The sequence below is a fragment of the Geobacillus sp. 46C-IIa genome, assembly GCF_014679505.1.
Lineage (GTDB): Bacteria > Bacillota > Bacilli > Bacillales > Anoxybacillaceae > Geobacillus.
The window spans coordinates 847,214-863,533 of the sequence record NZ_CP061474.1 but is presented as its reverse complement, the minus strand read 5'-3'; the positions used below and the strand labels follow the sequence as shown (position 1 = coordinate 863,533).

Below are 16,320 nucleotides of genomic sequence, written 5' to 3'. Positions count from 1 at the left end.
TGCTGGAGAGAAATGGACGGAAAAGATCCATGGGCAGCGAGTTGCCCTCTCCCCAGGGATGAACATCACCGCTTGCCGGCGCGGGATTTTCACGGAAAACAAAAACCCAGCCTAAAGGCTGGGAGGTATGAGGCGGACGCGCTTAGCCTAAACCGATCAGTTGGATTATGAACTTAATTTCACCGATCGAACGGCCTCATCCGGCACGACGCGGACAAACTCGCCTTCGTTATACGGATAGCCGGCCTTTGTGATTTTCACTTTGACAAGCTCGCCGACCATCTCTTCCGTCGCCGGAAAACGCACTTTCAAATAGTTATCCGTATAGCCAATATACATTCCCGGCTCTTCTTTGTCGCGCTCTTCCGGAATGACTTCGAGCACTTGCCCTTCGAACCGGGAGGCGTATTCTTTCGCCAGCTGGTCGGAAAGGGCGATTAAGCGGCGGACGCGGTCATGTTTCGTCTCTTCATCGATTTGGTCCGGCATGCGGGCCGCCGGCGTGCCGGTCCGTTTCGAATATGGGAAGACGTGCAGCTCAGAGAACCGCTGTTCGCGGATAAAGTGATACGTCTCCATAAATTCGTCTTCCGTTTCGCCCGGGAAACCGACGATGACGTCGGACGTCACCGCCAGCTCCGGGAACACTTCGCGCAGCCGGTCGAGCCGCTCCGCAAAAAATTCAACCGTATATTTGCGGCGCATCCGCTTGAGCACCGTGTTCGACCCAGACTGAAGCGGAATGTGCAAATGGCGGACGATTTTATCCGACCGCTTGAGGACGTCGATCACTTCATCAGTAATTTGGCTCGCTTCGATCGATGAGATGCGGATCCGTTTCAGCCCTGGCACTTGCTCGTCCAAATCGCGCAAAAGCGCAGCAAAATTATAATCTTTCAGATCGGTGCCATAGCCGCCCGTATGAATGCCGGTCAACACGATTTCCTTATAGCCGGCGGCGACAAGCTGGCGCGCTTGGCGGATAATTTCTTGCGGATCACGAGAACGCATCAAGCCGCGCGCCCACGGGATGATGCAAAACGTGCAAAAGTTGTTGCACCCTTCTTGGATTTTGAGCGATGCCCGCGTCCGATCGGTGAACGCCGGCACGTCCATCTCCTCGAACACGCGCGTTTTCATAATGTTATGGACAGCGTTGATCGGCTGCCGTTCGCGCTGAAACTGCTCGACATAGTCTAAAATTTTATGCCGGTCTTGCGTGCCGATGACAATATCCACACCAGGGATCGCCATCACTTCGGCCGGCGATGTTTGCGCATAACAGCCCGTCACGCAGACGACGGCGTCCGGATTGCGGCGCACCGCGCGGCGGATGACTTGACGGCTTTTTTTGTCGCCGGTGTTCGTCACCGTGCACGTGTTGATCACATACACGTCGGCGCGGCTTTCAAACTCTTTCCGTTCGTAGCCGGCCTTTTTAAACAGCTGCCAGATCGCTTCCGTCTCATAATGATTGACTTTGCAGCCTAATGTATGGAAAGCCACTGTTGGCATGTTCTTCACCTCACTCTACACCACCGCTTCTCATCAGCGGGGGATCGATGTTTTATGATAAGCAACCGATTTGTTACTCTCGTTTCGCTTCGCGTCCTGACGCGCAAAGCTCCCATTCGTACGAAGCGGCGGCAAGCAAATAAAGCGGCGCCGTTTCCGTCCGCAAAATGCGCGGGCCGAGGCTGCACGGCAAAAAGCCGCTTTGCTTGAGCTGTTGTGCCTCTTCACGGCTGAACCCGCCTTCCGGCCCAAAGACAGCTAAAAGCGAGCCGCCGGGCTGAAGGCGGGCAAGGAGCTCCGGGAGCAGGGCATGACGCCCGCCGCGCGCTTCTTCCTCATAGGCAAACAGCCGGCCGTCGACCGTTGCGCCAAAGGCGACGAGCTCATCAAAGGAAAGCGGCGCCCGCACGTCTGGCAGCGACGTGCGTTCCGCCTGTTCGGCCGCCTCTTTCGCAATTTTTTTCCAACGCTCTACTTTTTTCTCCGCTTTTTTGGCATCCCATTTAACGACCGAACGGGCAGCCGTAAACGGAAGAAAGCCGGCGGCGCCAAGCTCGGTTCCTTTTTGGATGACGAGCTCCCATTTTTCGCCTTTTGGCAGCCCCTGGGCGATATAAATGCGCACCGGCAATTCGCGCCCCTCTTCCTTCCATTGTACAATACGGGCGCATACTTGCTCATTGGCAATTTGTTCAATTTCACACACCGCCGTGCGCCCGTCCGGGAACACGCAAACAATGGCGTCTTTCGGCTTCATGCGCATGACGCGGGCGATATGATGGGCGTCGCCGCCGCTGATGACGACGTTTTCGCCTTGACGCTCCCGGTTGGAAACGAAGTAACGCTGCACGAAACATCCCTTCTTTGCCTACGGTTTGATGGCGACAAACGCCACCCAATCTTCCATCACATCGATTTCTTCAATGACAAATCCAGCGGCGAGCAGGCCGTCTTTGACGTCTTGCTTTTTCGCCTGAATGATGCCGGACGTGATAAAGCGGCCGCCCGGCTTCAACAGCCGGTAGGCGTCAGCCGTAAAGCGCAAAATGATTTCGGCCAAAATGTTGGCGACGATCACATCAGCTTGTTCGTCAATATGGTCAAGCAAATTGTTTTGCGCGACTGTGACAACGTGCTGCACTTTATTGAGCTTGATGTTCAGCCGCGCACTGTCGACCGCCACCGGATCCAAGTCGAGCGCCCGCACCGAACGGGCGCCGAGCATGGCAGCGGCGATGCTTAAAATGCCGGAGCCGGTGCCAACATCAATGATCTCGTCGCCAGGGCGCACGTATTTTTCAAGCGCCTGCAGGCACATGACCGTCGTCGGATGGGTGCCGGTGCCAAATGCCATGCCCGGATCCATTTCGATGATCAGCTCATCGTCGGAGACCGGTTCATACGTTTCCCATGTCGGCACGATTGTAAACTTTTCCGATACTTTCACCGGATGGTAATGCTTTTTCCACGCCGTCGCCCATTCTTCCTCATTCACTTCGCTCAACGTAATTTTATTTTTGCCAAGGTCAATATCGTACAGCCATAAATTGTTAATCGCCTGCTTAATTTGTTCCACCGTTTCGCCAAGAAAACTATTGACCGGCAAATACGCCTTAATGATGACCCCTTCTTCCGGGTAATCGTCCGGATTGAGCTCGATGATTTCGCCATACCAGTCGTCGCGGTCTTTGACAAGGTCGTACGGGTCTTCGATGACAACGCCCCCGGCGCCCGCCTCATGCAAAATGTTCGAAATCGCCTCGACCGCCTCGTGCGTCGTATGAATGCTGATTTCTGACCATTTCATTGCGCTCACGCTTCTCCTTTAAACGCCTTTTTTACTTTTTCAAAAAAACGGCCGTGCGGCCCGTCGTGTATGGTGTCTCCACCGAGCCGGTCAAACTCGCGCAGCAGCTGCTTTTGTTTTTCCGTCAGCTTCGTCGGCGTCACGACGCGGACGATGACATGCTGGTCGCCTTGGCCATAGCCGCGCACGTTCGGCACTCCTTTTCCTTTTAAGCGAAAGCGCGTGCCCGTTTGCGTGCCGGCCGGGATTTTCAGCTTTACATCGCCGTGGAGCGTCGGGACTTCAATTTCATCACCGAGCGCCGCCTGGGCGAATGAAAGCGGCACTTCACAATAAATATCATCGCCGTCGCGCTTGAAAAACTCGTGCGGTTCGACGCGGAAAATGATATACAAATCCCCCGGCGGCCCGCCGTTTGCGCCCGGCTCCCCTTTGCCGGCGACGCGCAGCTGCTGGCCATCATCGACGCCAGCCGGAATTTTGACATGAATTTTTTTCCGCTGTTTGACGCGCCCGGTGCCGCCGCAAGCCGGGCATTTTTCCGGAATGTAGCGGCCCGTGCCGCCGCAAGCCGGGCACGTCCGGCGGTTGACGATGCGGCCAAACGGCGTCGTCTGTTCGCTCGTCACTTGTCCGCTGCCGTGGCAATGCGGACACGATTGCGGGCTTGTGCCTGGCTTCGCCCCGCTGCCGTGGCACGTGTCGCACGTCTCTTCATGCGGAACTTCAATTTCCGTTTCTTTTCCGAACGCCGCCTCCTCAAACGTGAGCGTCATCATATATTCCACGTCGGCTCCTTTGCGCGGCCCGCTTGCCCGCCGGCGCGGACCGCCGCCGAAAAACGTCTCAAAAATATCTTCAAAGCCGCCAAAGCCGCCGAACCCACCAAAGTCAAACCCGCCCCCTTGGAATCCGCCGCCGAACGCCTCGTTCGGGTCGGCATGGCCAAACCGGTCGTAGCGGGCCCGCTTTTCATCATCGCTTAACACTTCATATGCTTCTTTAATCTCTTTAAACTTCTCGGCGGCGTCCGGCGCTTTGTTAATGTCTGGATGATACTGCTTCGAAAGCGTTCGATACGCTTTTTTAATCTCGTCTTTCGTCGCATTTTTACTGACGCCGAGAACTTCATAGTAATCGCGCTTCGCCATCGTTGATCATCCACTCCCGATTCACTCACATAAGGGTTATTTTATCATTTCCCTTTGTTTTATGACAATATGTGAATGCTAGAAAAAAAGTCAAAGCCAAGGCAGGCCTGACTTTGACTTTTCCCTCCATTATTTGTCGTCATTCACTTCTTCAAATTCCGCATCGACTACGTTGTCTTTATCGGCCGCTCCGGCTTGCGCTTGTTTCGCCGCTTGTTCATACAGCTTGATCGACAGCTGCTGCACCGCCTCTTGCAGCGCCTCTTTTTTCTTGCGGATGTCATCGAGATCGTTTTTCTCCAGCGCTGCTTTCAAGGCATCTTTTGCTTCTTGCGCTTTTTTGATTTCATCGGCGCTCACTTTTCCTTCGAGCTCTTTCACCGTTTTTTCCGTTGTAAAGATGAGCTGGTCGGCTTCATTGCGCAACTCGACCGCTTCTTTCCGCTTCCGGTCGGCTTCGGCGTTTTCTTCCGCTTCTTTGATCATACGCTGAATTTCCTCTTCCGACAAGCCGGATGACGATTTGATCGTAATCGATTGCTCTTTGTTCGTTCCTAAATCTTTGGCGCGCACATGAACGATGCCGTTGGCGTCGATATCGAACGTTACTTCAATTTGCGGCACGCCGCGCGGCGCCGGCGGGATGCCGGTCAGCTGGAAGCGGCCAAGCGTTTTGTTGTCGGCCGCCATCGGGCGCTCCCCTTGCAGGACGTGGATGTCAACCGTCGTTTGGTTGTCGGCCGCCGTTGTGAACACTTGCGATTTGCTCGTCGGAATCGTCGTATTCCGTTCGATCAACTTCGTAAACACGCCGCCCATCGTTTCAATGCCAAGCGACAGCGGGGTGACGTCAAGCAGGACGACATCTTTGACCTCGCCGGCGATGACTCCGCCCTGGATCGCCGCGCCGATGGCCACAACTTCATCCGGGTTGACGCCTTTGTGCGGCTCTTTGCCAAGCTCGCGCTTAATCGCTTCTTGCACGGCCGGAATGCGCGTCGAACCACCGACCAAAATGACTTTGTCGATATCCGCAGGCGTCAAGCCGGCATCTTGCAGCGCCTGGCGGACCGGTCCCATCGTGCGCTCAACAAGGTGGGCGGACAGCTCTTCAAACTTCGCCCGCGTGAGCGTCGTCTCAAGATGGAGCGGGCCGTTTTCGTTCGCGCTGATAAACGGCAGCGAAATTTGTGTCTGCGTCACGCCGGACAGTTCTTTTTTCGCTTTTTCGGCCGCATCTTTTAAGCGCTGGAGCGCCATTTTGTCCTTGGATAAGTCGATGCCGTGCTCCTGCTTAAACTGGCTGACTAAATAATCGATAATGACTTGGTCGAAATCGTCGCCGCCTAGGTGGTTGTCGCCGGCGGTCGCCTTCACTTCGAAGACGCCGTCGCCAAGCTCCAAAATCGAGACGTCAAACGTTCCACCGCCCAGGTCATAGACGAGAATCGTTTGGTCCTCCTCTTTGTCAAGGCCGTAAGCGAGCGCCGCCGCTGTCGGCTCGTTGATGATGCGCTCCACTTCCAAACCGGCGATCCGTCCGGCGTCTTTCGTCGCTTGACGCTGCGCATCGTTGAAATACGCCGGCACGGTGATGACGGCGCGCGTCACCGGCTCGCCTAAATAGTCTTCAGCGTACGATTTCAAGTATTGCAAAATGATCGCCGAAATTTCTTGCGGCGTATATTGCTTCCCTTCAATCTCGACTTTGTAATCCGTCCCCATATGGCGCTTGATCGAGATGATCGTATTCGGATTCGTGATCGCTTGCCGTTTGGCGACCTCGCCGACTAAGCGCTCACCGTTTTTAAACGCCACAACCGACGGGGTCGTGCGGTTTCCTTCCGGGTTGGGAATGACCTTCGCTTCGCCGCCTTCCAACACGGCGACGCAAGAGTTCGTCGTTCCTAAGTCAATGCCGATAATTTTGCTCATCGCTCATCACCCTCCGTTTCCATTATTGGCTTACTTTGACCATGGCGGGACGGAGAACGCGGTCTTTTAATTTATAGCCTTTTTGCAGCTCCTCTACGACCGTATTCGGCTCATAGCCGCCTTCATCCGTCTGCATCACCGCTTGGTGCAAATGGGGGTCAAACGGCTTGCCGACCGCTTCAATCGCCTCGACGCCTTCCTTTCTCAACGCGTCAAGAAGCGAACGGTACACCATTTCCATCCCTTGCAAAATCGATTTTGCTTGTTCGTTTTCCGTCTCTATTTTCAACGCGCGCTCAAAGTTGTCAAGCACCGGAAGCAGATCGCTCGCCAAACTTTGGGCGCGATATTTTTCAGCCGCGTCCATCTCTTGACGCGCCCGGCGGCGGAAGTTCTCAAAATCAGCGTACAAGCGGAGATAGCGGTGTTCCATCTCGGCCAGTTTCGCCTCCAATTCGGAGACTTTCGCCTTGGCTGCAGCCAGCTCTTCGGCCTCAGCCGATGTTTGGTCGCTAGAATCAGCTGCCGTAGAAGCCGCCCCCGGCTTCTCGCCGGTTTGTGCATCCGCATGCTCCGAAACGGCGCCAACTGTTTCATCTTCCGGCTGCGGACCCGCCTCTTCCGCCGAAACCGGCTGTTCTGTTTCCAACTCATTGTATGTAGCTTGTTCAGCCGCTTGTTTTTCTCCTTGTTCCATTGCCTTCACCTCCCGATCAGGGGTCGCGATTTATGTATCAATGGCCACAAGGAAAGGATGGACGAACATCCATCCGTTAACCAATATGGCCATTCTTACTGATTTTGATACCATTTCGTCAACGCAGCCGACAAATCAGAAGCGACGCGGTTTAACACAGTGATGACGCGCGAATACTCCATGCGCGTCGGACCGAGAATAGCGATCGTCCCGAGCGGTTCATTGCCGACCGAATACGTGGCCGTAATCAAACTGCAGTTTTCCATGCCGCTCAGCTCGTTTTCCCGCCCGATCGACACTTGTACTCCCCTTTGATTTTGCTTGCGGAGCAGGCGATAAATGTCCTTTTCTTGCTCGATGATATTCAAAAGCGGGCGTACTTTTTGAATGTCGCTAAATTCCGGCTGGTTGAGCATATTCGCCTTGCCGGCAAAAAACATCCTTTCCTCTTCAGGGATGTCAAGCGTGTCAATCAGCGTATTGAGTATGATGTCGTAGTTGCGAATATGCCGGCGCAGCACGTCGGCTACTTCCGTCTCGATTTTTTCTTTTAAATCGATGAGCGGAACGCCGTTCAGCCGGTCGTTTAAAATATTGACCATCTTTTCAAGATCACCGGCGTTGACCGTTGTCGGGACTGTAACGACCCGGTTTTCAACGTGGCCGGTGTCCGTCACCACGATGGCGACAGCCGTCTGTTCGTTGAGCGGAACGATCTGCATCCGCTTCAGCTTGCTTTCCTTAAACGCCGGACCGAGGGCGATCGACGTATAGTTCGTTAAATCGGATAAAATTTGCGCCGACTTTTGCACCAGTTTCTCGAGCTCGTAGATGCGCTCGGCGAACACGGAGCGGATTTTTTGGATATCCGCCCTTGTCAGCCGCTGCGGCGGCAGCAAATGGTCGACGTAATAACGATACCCTTTTTCCGACGGCACGCGACCCGAAGAAATGTGCGTTTTTTCAATATAACCTAGCTCTTCCAAATCCGCCATTTCGTTGCGAATCGTCGCTGAACTGAACGTGATTTGGTGCTTTTTTGATAACGTCCGCGAACCGACAGGCTGCCCGGAACGAATGAAGTCGTCAATAATCACCTGCAAAATCAACAGTTGGCGGTCCGTTAACACGTTTTTCACCTCTGTTAGCACTCAAACAATTTGAGTGCTAAATCTACTATTAGGGTAGCAAATCGCCCGGCAAATGTCAATGTTTACATTTCGCCAAGGAAGGCGGCGAACACTTCATTGCCGAGCAGCTTGCCGCGTTTTGTCAAGCGGACGTGGGCCGCCGTCTCCTCGAGGCGTCCGTGCTCGACTTCGCGGCGGATGGCCTCGCCAAACACGTCGTCCATCTCGCAGCCAAACTTTTGCCGGAAACGGACTTTTGATACTCCTTCCGTCTTGCGCAGCCCTAAAAACATTTCCTCCTCCATTTGTTCGCGCACAGTCAGGCGGTGCACGTCGCGATGCGGCCATTCGCCGCGTTCCACCTTCTCGATGTAATGGCGAACCGGCCCGATGTTGGCGCGCCGCACGCCGGCAATATAGCTGTGCGCCCCAGCGCCGATGCCGTAATACTCTTCGTTGTTCCAATAGGCTAGATTATGCCGGCTTTCAAATCCTGGGAACGCGTAGTTGCTAATCTCGTATTGCCGATAGCCATGGGATGCCGTTCGTTCCATCACCGCTTCATACATCACCGCCTCCGCTTCCTCTCCCGGGAGGCGAAGCCGACCTTTCCGCCATTCGTTGTAAAAAATCGTTTTCGGCTCAAGGATCAAAGAGTAGGCGGAAAGATGCGGCACATGAAGCGAAAACGCGGTTTCCAAATCGGCAAGAAACTGCTCAACCGTCTGCCCCGGCAAGCCGTACATAAGATCGAGGCTGATGTTTTTAAAGCCGGCCTCCCTTGCCATCGCCACCGCCCGCTCAGCATCATTGCGCCGATGGGTGCGGCCGATCGCTTGAAGAAGCCCATCATCAAACGTCTGCACGCCGATGCTCAGCCGGTTTACTCCACCATCGCGCAAAATGGCGAGCTTCTCTTTCGTCAGCCCGTCCGGATTGGCCTCGACTGTAAATTCAGCCGTTTGCGGGTCAAACTGAAAATGGTTGTGGATGCTCGCTAACAGACGGCCGAGCTGCGCCGGCTCGAGCACCGTCGGTGTGCCGCCGCCGATAAACAGCGTCTTCAGCTGGCGGCCGAACTCGGCCGCTGTCCGCGCCATTTCCTTGTCCACCGCCCGCAAATAGCCGTCGATCGGCTGGCCGGACGCAAACACTTTATTAAAATCGCAATAATGACAAATCTGGGCGCAAAACGGAATGTGAAAATACGCTGATGTTGCCATGACTCTCCTCCTTTCGGCCGCAGCCCGACTGCCGGCGCACAGCGGCAAACAAACAAGGCCATCCCCGAAGGAGACAGCCCTGCCCATCATTTTTTCTGATCGTCGATTTTCAAGACAGCCATAAACGCTTCTTGCGGCACTTCGACCGAACCGATTTGCTTCATCCGTTTCTTTCCTTCTTTTTGCTTCTCAAGCAGCTTTCGTTTCCGCGACACGTCGCCGCCGTAACATTTGGCGAGCACGTTTTTGCGCAGCGCCTTGATCGTCGAGCGGGCGATGATTTTATTGCCGATCGCCGCCTGCACCGGCACTTCAAACTGCTGGCGCGGGATTAAATCTTTCAGCTTCTCGACGATCACTTTGCCACGCTCGTACGCCGCGTCGCGATGAACGATAAACGACAAAGCGTCAATTTTTTCGCCATTCAACAAAATATCCATTTTAACGAGATTGGACGGCCGGTAACCGATCAATTCATAGTCAAACGACGCGTACCCTTTCGTGTTCGATTTTAAGGCGTCGAAAAAGTCATACACGATTTCCGACAGCGGGATATCGTAAATCAACATCACCCGTTTTTCGTCTAAATATTGCATATCGACGAACGTGCCGCGCTTCCCTTGGCACAGCTCCATCACCGGCCCGACGTAGTCGTTCGGCACCATAATCGTCGCTTTGACGTACGGCTCTTCGATGCGGTCGATTTTTTGCGGATCGGGCATGTTCGTCGGGTTGTCGACGGCGACTTCCGTTCCGTCCGTCAAATATACTTTGTAGACGACGCTCGGCGCCGTTGTAATTAAATCGATATGAAACTCGCGCTCGATCCGCTCTTGGATAATCTCCATATGGAGCAAACCGAGAAACCCGCAACGAAAACCGAACCCGAGCGCCTGCGACGTTTCCGGCTCAAAGTGGAGCGCCGCATCGTTCAGCTGCAGCTTTTCTAGCGCTTCGCGCAAGTCGTTGTAGCGCGCCGTATCGATCGGGTACATGCCGCAAAACACCATCGGGTTGAGCTTCCGGTAGCCGGGGAGCGGCTCGGCGGCCGGCCGTTCGGCATCGGTGATCGTATCGCCGACGCGCGTATCTTTTACGTTTTTGATCGACGCGGTCAAATAGCCGACATCGCCGACCGTCAGTTCGTCGACAATTTTTTGTTTTGGCGTGAACACGCCGACTTCGGTCACTTCAAACTCTTTGCCGGTCGACATCATTTTAATGCGCTGGCCCGGCTTGACCGTTCCATCAACGACACGGACATAAGCGACGACGCCGCGGTACGGGTCATAAAGCGAATCGAAAATAAGCGCCTTTAGCGGCGCGTCCGGATCGCCTGACGGGGCCGGAATCTTTTCCACGATTTGCTCTAAAATGTCCTCGATGCCGATGCCGACTTTCGCGGAGGCGAGCACCGCTTCGGAGGCGTCGAGGCCGATGACATCCTCAATTTCTTGGCGGACGCGCTCCGGCTCGGCGCTTGGCAAATCGATTTTATTAATGACCGGTAAAATCTCCAAGTTGTTGTCAATGGCCAAATATACGTTCGCGAGCGTCTGCGCTTCAATGCCTTGGGCAGCATCGACGACTAAAATCGCTCCTTCGCAGGCAGCGAGGCTGCGCGACACCTCATACGTAAAATCGACGTGGCCTGGCGTATCGATCAAATGGAAAATATACTCTTCCCCATTTTTCGCTTTATATGTCAACTGGACCGCATTCAATTTAATCGTGATGCCGCGCTCGCGCTCGAGATCCATCATATCAAGCGTCTGTTCGCGCAGCTCGCGCTCTGACAGCGCGCCCGTTTTTTCTAAAATGCGGTCCGCAAGCGTCGATTTTCCGTGGTCAATGTGGGCGATAATCGAAAAATTGCGAATCCGTTCCTGCCGTTTCAACCGTTCTTCCCGGTTCATTGTCTCTCACTCCTGCTTCTTCGCAAAACTACACTAGCTTTGATTATAGCAACAGTGCGAAGAAGATTCAATGACCAAGACAAAAACAAAAAACCGCCATACTTGGCGGAGCAACAATCTTTTTTTGATCCGTCCGGAAATCGGCAAACCGGCTAACTAAACGCGCGGCCAACGAGCGAAAGCAACGTTTCCATGAACGCCGTCGCCGCGTCAGCAAACTGCCGGCCGAGTTCAGAAAAAAGATTGAACGTTTTTAGCTCCTGAATCGTTTCCTGTTTTTCCTGCAAATCACTCGCTGTCACCGTCTGTCCGAACACCGCCGCTTCAAGCTCTCCGTTCCCATTTTTCTCGATCTGAATAACGGACGGAAACGACGGGTCGGCATAGCCACGCATCCGTTCCATGCCGTGATGCGCCTGCTGCATGCCAAACAGCACACCGAAAAAAAGGAGAAAGAGCGCTGCACTAAACCGAATGAACCATCTTGCCATATACGACGCCCCTTTACTTTTTCTCTGCCGGAGCCGGCGCCTCGACTTTTTCCGCCTGCCAGTAATATTCGCTGAACACATCGGCAAACGCCGCCGCCGAACGGAACAGCTCGGCAAACGTATTATCGACGCCGCCAAATTCCACTAAAATCGCGTTCCCGGATAAATCTTGATTAAACTTTCCGTCCGTTCCCGCCCCTTGCTTCTTAATGACTCCGCGGCTTAGCCCCGGATATTTTTTTTGCAGCAAATGATGAAGCTCCGTCGCCAACTGCAAGTTTTTCTCGTATTCCGCGTTCTCGCCGCCGACAATAAAGGCCACACGTGCATAATCGACGCCATTGATCGTCGTCGTCGTATGCTTCCGCCGATGCGCATCGCGGTGAATATCGATGAAATATTGCAAGTCGCGGTTTTGCTTCATTGCCGCGACGACCGTTTGCCGCGACATATCGTACGCCTGGCCGTATTTCATCCCTTTTTTCAACAGCTCGGCTTCAATATCGGTTTTGTTAATTTGCGCGCCAATTCCCCGCTTCTCTAATTCTTCCATTAGTTTTTCTCCGACTTTCGTCACGTTTACGCTTTGGTGAAACGCCAAATCCGGATCGGTCACGCCTTTTAAGGCCGGCAAATACGACTCGCGCGTATGTGTATGGTAAATGTAGACGACTTCTCTTCCTCCCGTCGTCTGCGCCGGCGGCGGGAGCGGCTTTTCGTCTTGGTTTTGCTCCGCTTGTTCCAGCTCCTCCACTGACGCTTGCCGCTCAGCGAGCATCACCTCAAGCGGCGGCGCCGATTCATACGGAATGTTCGTGTAATCCGTCCCTTCGCCGGCGATCAAAATTTTGCTGTCATATAAGGCAAAGCCCGGCAGCTCGCTGCCGAGCAGGCTGCGCGGGTCGTCGGGATTGATGCTTGTCGCCAGGCGGAACAACAGCGACGAGTAATTCGTCTGTTGCCGCTCCTTCGGCAGCAGCTGGGCAAAATAACGGTTTTCAAGCCCGAACAGGCGGATGAACGTTTCTTCCGGAAAATGGGCCGCCATATCGTTAAGCGACGATGACGACGGGCGGTATTCCGGACGCAGCGACGTCAGCGCTCCGACGAGCATAAACATCATCATGCATCCAACAATGACGAGCATAAACAGTTTTTTTAAGCTGGCTCCTGGAACGGTGATCACAACGTTTGAAGAGCGCCCTCGTTTCATATTCCCACCCTTTCCCGGCTTGTCTCCTCACTTTAACGTATGGCCAAGCGGGAAAAGATAGAACCGTTTTTTGCCTAATGGGTGTACGAGCCCGTATTGCCTTGATCGACTTGCCGATGCAGCGCCGCGTTCAAGCCGCCGGCCAGTAAGTTCGCCATATCGCCGATAAACGAATCGACCTCCTTCGGCGTCACCATTAAATTATGGCCGAGCGGGGCGAGCACTTCATAAATAAGGCGGCGCTTTTCTTCATCGCCGAGCGTGCCGACCATGCCGAGAAACGTCGACCGTTCTTGCGGCGACGGCATATCTTGTTCTGTCAACTTCTTTTTGCGCCCGAACGTCCAACCGGCCGGAGCGAGAGCGCCTGATGGCCGCTGCCCTTCGCGCATCTCGCGGCCGAAATGTTTTAAAATGAAGTCGATCGTGTCGCTTGTGATCGAGACAGCATCAACGACTGTCGGGACACCGATCGAAATGACCGGGATGCCGAGCGTCTCATAGCTCAGCTCTTTCCGCTTGTTGCCAACCCCGGAACCAGGATGGATGCCGGTGTCGGAAATTTGGATTGTTGCGTTGACCCGTTCGATCGAGCGGGCGGCCAAGGCGTCGATGACGATGACAAAATCCGGCTTCGTTTTTCGGACGACGCCGTCGATGATGTCGCTCGTCTCAATGCCGGTCGTTCCCATCACCCCCGGGGCGAGGGCGCTGACCGGTCGGAATCCTTCTTCAACGCTTTCCGGCTGCAATTGAAACAAATGGCGGGTGACGAGCACGTTTTCAACCGTCAGCGGACCAAGCGCGTCAGGGGTGACATTTTGGTTGCCGAGTCCGACGATCAGGCAGCTTGCCCCATCCGGGATGCGAAGCCGCTTGAGAAAGGCGCTGAGCTGCTCGGAAAAAATGCGCTGCACTTTTTGCTGCAATTCCGTATTTTGTTCGCGGATGCCTTGCGCTTCGATCGTCAAATAATGGCCCGGTTTTTTGCCGATCGATGCCGATCCTTGCTCTGTCACGTGCACGTGCGACAGCTTGACGCCGTCGATCTCTTGATCGTGAATGATGACTCCTTCAATCGGCGAGGCGCTTTCTTTTTTTTGCTGTAAGCGCTCCTCGACCGCGATCTCATGGGCTTCGATCGCTAAGTCGGTGCGCACCGAATACATGCGTAAATCGAGCGGCTGTTCCATATCGTTCCTCCTCGTTCATGCCGTTTTCTTTTATTGTCGCCGCAATGGGGCTTGGTCATTCATGTTTCGTAAAGGATTTTCGCTTGAATCCTCTTGCATAATCAAAACACGTTTGATAGAATAACATTTGTTCTTCCTGTTGTTCACAGCGAGAATAGGAACGGTAATGGAGGTGAACGGACGTGGCTAACATTAAATCGGCGATCAAACGCGCGAAAACGAGCGAAAAACGTCGGGCTCACAACGCCTCGATGAAATCGGCCATGCGCACGGCGATCAAAAAATTTGAAGCGCTCGTTGAGTTAAAAGACGTGGAAAAAGCGCAAGAAGCGTTCATTATCGCTTCGAAGAAGTTAGACAAAGCCGCAAGCAAAGGCCTTATCCATAAAAATGCCGCCAGCCGGCAAAAATCGCGCTTAGCGAAAAAATTAAACAGCATCCAAGCTTCCTAATGAAAAACGACCTGGCGCCAGGTCGTTTTTTGTTTCCCTAATGAAAGATAAAAGGATGAAGCCCCGCCGACTAGTCAATGTCATCATTGCGAAAAAAACCGGCTTTGCCTATGGTCGCACAGGGAACAGCGCCGGTTTTGCTTCACCGTCGGCCGCCCCAACGCATAAGCAGCAGCTCAACGGCCAACCGGCGGTCCATAGCTCCGCTTTTCACCTCGTAATCAGCGGCGGCCAGTGCGTCAATCGCCTCAGCCAGTTCCTGCTCGGAAAAGCGGGCGGCCTGGCCAAGAGCGAGCTTGACGCGAAACGGATGCACTTTCAGCGCAGAAGCGATTTGCGGCTGCCCGTAGCCCGCTTGGGCGAGCCATTTCACTTGCGCCAACAGGCGAAAATGGCCGGCGAGCAACGCCAAAATTTTGATCGGCTCTTCATTGTTTTCCAGCAAATCATAAAACGTCTGCAATGCTGCCGGAATGTCGCGCTTCGCGACTTGCTCGACAAGAACGAACACATTTTCTTCCGGCGTGCGGGCAACAAGATGCTCGACAGCCGCTGCCTCCACCGTCCCGCCCGGCCCGGCAAACAAAGCGAGTTTATCGATCTCGTTGGCCAATGCAGCCAGCTGCGTTCCGGCTCGCCGCAAGAGCACATCGATCGCTTCGTTATCCACCCGCGCCCCTTGGCCCTCGATCCGTTGCCGCACCCAGGCGCGCAGCTCCCCCTCGGCGAGCGGGGCGGCAACGGCGACTTCGCAGTGCTCTTTGGCGAGTTTCGTGATTTTTTTCCGCTCATCAAGCTTGTCATACGGCGCAAAAAAGACGACGATCGAAAACGGCGCCGGCGCTTTTATGTATGCCTCCAGCTTTGCCAAGTCGTGCTCGATCTCCTTCTCTTTTTCAGCCGTAAAAAAATACGGATGTTTGATGAGAATGACGCGCCGTTCTCCGAAAAACGGCACCGTCTCCGCCTCTTCAAGCGCCGCCTGCACCGGCGTTTCCTCACAGTCGTACACCGCTGAGTTCCACTCGCGCTCTTCCTCGCCAAGCGCCGCCTTCACCAACCGTTCGTACGTTTCCATTAATAAAAACGGCTCGCTGCCATATAATAAATAAAGGGGAGAAAACCGTCGTTTTTCAATGTTTCCCCATACGCGTTCGAGCATGTTCCCTTCTCCATTCTCTAGCAAGATTCCCTGCTAGAAAGATACACCGTTTTTCGCCATTTTACAAGGGAACCGGCTGTCGAAAAAACCGGTTCCCCTTTATATAAACGCCGGCCAATAAGTCCTAGGACCTTATTTGCCAGCGGGTTATTTTTATGTTTTCCCGGCTGTTTGAAAGTATTTGTGTCAACTGTTGTCAAGGAAGGAAAATGGACAGGCGGCGGTAGATTTTTTTAGCGTTTTCGTCTATACTAAAAATGATTGCACGAGGAGGGGGAAAATGATGAACGTATTTGAAAAGGAAGTGCAAAGCCAACGGAATGACGCCGTCGATTCCGCCGTCGGGTTTATCGTATCGTTCGGCTTTTTCGCGACGATGTTCATCATCGCGACGCTGATCGAATTTTTCGGCCGGTAAAGGATTGCTTACATAAG

Annotated in this window: 15 protein-coding genes; 2 read left to right on the top strand and 13 right to left on the bottom strand. The window is 54.0% G+C overall.

The genetic code is table 11. The annotated features are described in order from the left end of the window. Nucleotides 1–165: 165 nt before the first annotated feature. The 12 genes from mtaB to gpr form a co-directional block, all read right to left on the bottom strand. Nucleotides 166–1,515, bottom strand: a complete 1,350-nt coding sequence (gene mtaB, locus IC803_RS04375) for a tRNA (N(6)-L-threonylcarbamoyladenosine(37)-C(2))-methylthiotransferase MtaB (RefSeq protein ID WP_081209614.1) — start codon at nt 1,513–1,515, stop codon at nt 166–168. A 73-nt stretch (nt 1,516–1,588) separates the two neighbouring features. Continuing rightward, nucleotides 1,589–2,365, bottom strand: a complete 777-nt coding sequence (locus IC803_RS04370) for a 16S rRNA (uracil(1498)-N(3))-methyltransferase (protein WP_081209616.1) — start codon at nt 2,363–2,365, stop codon at nt 1,589–1,591. 18 nt (nt 2,366–2,383) lie between these two features. Further along, nucleotides 2,384–3,322: a 50S ribosomal protein L11 methyltransferase gene (prmA, locus tag IC803_RS04365; protein ID WP_081209618.1), complete on the bottom strand. Its 939-nt coding sequence runs from the start codon at nt 3,320–3,322 to the stop codon at nt 2,384–2,386. 5 nt (nt 3,323–3,327) lie between these two features. Next, nucleotides 3,328–4,473 (bottom strand): molecular chaperone DnaJ, encoded by a 1,146-nt coding sequence (dnaJ, locus tag IC803_RS04360; RefSeq protein ID WP_081209620.1) that lies wholly within the window; start codon nt 4,471–4,473, stop codon nt 3,328–3,330. A 129-nt stretch (nt 4,474–4,602) separates the two neighbouring features. Beyond that, nucleotides 4,603–6,408, bottom strand: a complete 1,806-nt coding sequence (gene dnaK / locus IC803_RS04355) for a molecular chaperone DnaK (RefSeq protein ID WP_081209622.1) — start codon at nt 6,406–6,408, stop codon at nt 4,603–4,605. A 22-nt stretch (nt 6,409–6,430) separates the two neighbouring features. Then, on the bottom strand, nt 6,431–7,105 hold the full coding sequence (gene grpE, locus IC803_RS04350) for a nucleotide exchange factor GrpE (RefSeq protein ID WP_081209624.1): 675 nt from the start codon (nt 7,103–7,105) through the stop codon (nt 6,431–6,433). Between the two features lie 95 nt (nt 7,106–7,200). Beyond that, complete coding sequence (gene hrcA, locus IC803_RS04345; RefSeq protein WP_081209626.1) at nt 7,201–8,235, bottom strand: heat-inducible transcriptional repressor HrcA; 1,035 nt, start codon at nt 8,233–8,235, stop codon at nt 7,201–7,203. 83 nt (nt 8,236–8,318) lie between these two features. After that, nucleotides 8,319–9,458 carry a radical SAM family heme chaperone HemW gene (gene hemW / locus IC803_RS04340; protein WP_081209628.1) on the bottom strand — a complete coding sequence of 380 codons (1,140 nt, stop codon included), beginning with the start codon at nt 9,456–9,458 and terminating at the stop codon, nt 8,319–8,321. An 86-nt stretch (nt 9,459–9,544) separates the two neighbouring features. After that, complete coding sequence (gene lepA / locus IC803_RS04335) at nt 9,545–11,374, bottom strand: translation elongation factor 4 (protein WP_081209630.1); 1,830 nt, start codon at nt 11,372–11,374, stop codon at nt 9,545–9,547. Nucleotides 11,375–11,526: 152 nt separating this feature from the next. Then, nucleotides 11,527–11,865, bottom strand: a complete 339-nt coding sequence (locus tag IC803_RS04330; RefSeq protein ID WP_081209632.1) for a DUF3679 domain-containing protein — start codon at nt 11,863–11,865, stop codon at nt 11,527–11,529. 13 nt (nt 11,866–11,878) lie between these two features. Continuing rightward, nucleotides 11,879–13,078: a stage II sporulation protein P gene (gene spoIIP, locus IC803_RS04325; RefSeq protein WP_081209634.1), complete on the bottom strand. Its 1,200-nt coding sequence runs from the start codon at nt 13,076–13,078 to the stop codon at nt 11,879–11,881. Nucleotides 13,079–13,152: 74 nt separating this feature from the next. Beyond that, complete coding sequence (gene gpr, locus IC803_RS04320; RefSeq protein WP_081209636.1) at nt 13,153–14,271, bottom strand: GPR endopeptidase; 1,119 nt, start codon at nt 14,269–14,271, stop codon at nt 13,153–13,155. Between the two features lie 182 nt (nt 14,272–14,453). Here gpr and rpsT point away from each other — a divergent pair, with 182 nt between their 5' ends. Continuing rightward, nucleotides 14,454–14,723, top strand: coding sequence for a 30S ribosomal protein S20 (gene rpsT, locus IC803_RS04315; protein WP_008879927.1), 270 nt, complete (start codon nt 14,454–14,456; stop codon nt 14,721–14,723). Between the two features lie 142 nt (nt 14,724–14,865). On the opposite strand, the gene holA is transcribed toward rpsT, so the two are convergent. After that, nucleotides 14,866–15,885 carry a DNA polymerase III subunit delta gene (gene holA / locus IC803_RS04310; RefSeq protein WP_081209638.1) on the bottom strand — a complete coding sequence of 340 codons (1,020 nt, stop codon included), beginning with the start codon at nt 15,883–15,885 and terminating at the stop codon, nt 14,866–14,868. A 283-nt stretch (nt 15,886–16,168) separates the two neighbouring features. Here holA and IC803_RS04305 point away from each other — a divergent pair, with 283 nt between their 5' ends. Continuing rightward, nucleotides 16,169–16,303: a YqzM family protein gene (locus IC803_RS04305; protein ID WP_011231993.1), complete on the top strand. Its 135-nt coding sequence runs from the start codon at nt 16,169–16,171 to the stop codon at nt 16,301–16,303. Nucleotides 16,304–16,320 lie beyond the last annotated feature (17 nt).

Coding starts and splice junctions, on each gene's coding strand:
- IC803_RS04330 (WP_081209632.1), bottom strand. CDS start 11,865: ATGGCAAGATGGTTCATTCGGTTTAGTGCAGCGCTCTTTCTCCTTTTT.
- IC803_RS04305 (WP_011231993.1), top strand. CDS start 16,169: ATGAACGTATTTGAAAAGGAAGTGCAAAGCCAACGGAATGACGCCGTC.
- lepA (WP_081209630.1), bottom strand. CDS start 11,374: ATGAACCGGGAAGAACGGTTGAAACGGCAGGAACGGATTCGCAATTTT.
- mtaB (WP_081209614.1), bottom strand. CDS start 1,515: ATGCCAACAGTGGCTTTCCATACATTAGGCTGCAAAGTCAATCATTAT.
- gpr (WP_081209636.1), bottom strand. CDS start 14,271: ATGGAACAGCCGCTCGATTTACGCATGTATTCGGTGCGCACCGACTTA.
- grpE (WP_081209624.1), bottom strand. CDS start 7,105: ATGGAACAAGGAGAAAAACAAGCGGCTGAACAAGCTACATACAATGAG.
- dnaK (WP_081209622.1), bottom strand. CDS start 6,408: ATGAGCAAAATTATCGGCATTGACTTAGGAACGACGAACTCTTGCGTC.
- spoIIP (WP_081209634.1), bottom strand. CDS start 13,078: ATGAAACGAGGGCGCTCTTCAAACGTTGTGATCACCGTTCCAGGAGCC.
- prmA (WP_081209618.1), bottom strand. CDS start 3,322: ATGAAATGGTCAGAAATCAGCATTCATACGACGCACGAGGCGGTCGAG.
- holA (WP_081209638.1), bottom strand. CDS start 15,885: ATGCTCGAACGCGTATGGGGAAACATTGAAAAACGACGGTTTTCTCCC.
- dnaJ (WP_081209620.1), bottom strand. CDS start 4,473: ATGGCGAAGCGCGATTACTATGAAGTTCTCGGCGTCAGTAAAAATGCG.
- hemW (WP_081209628.1), bottom strand. CDS start 9,458: ATGGCAACATCAGCGTATTTTCACATTCCGTTTTGCGCCCAGATTTGT.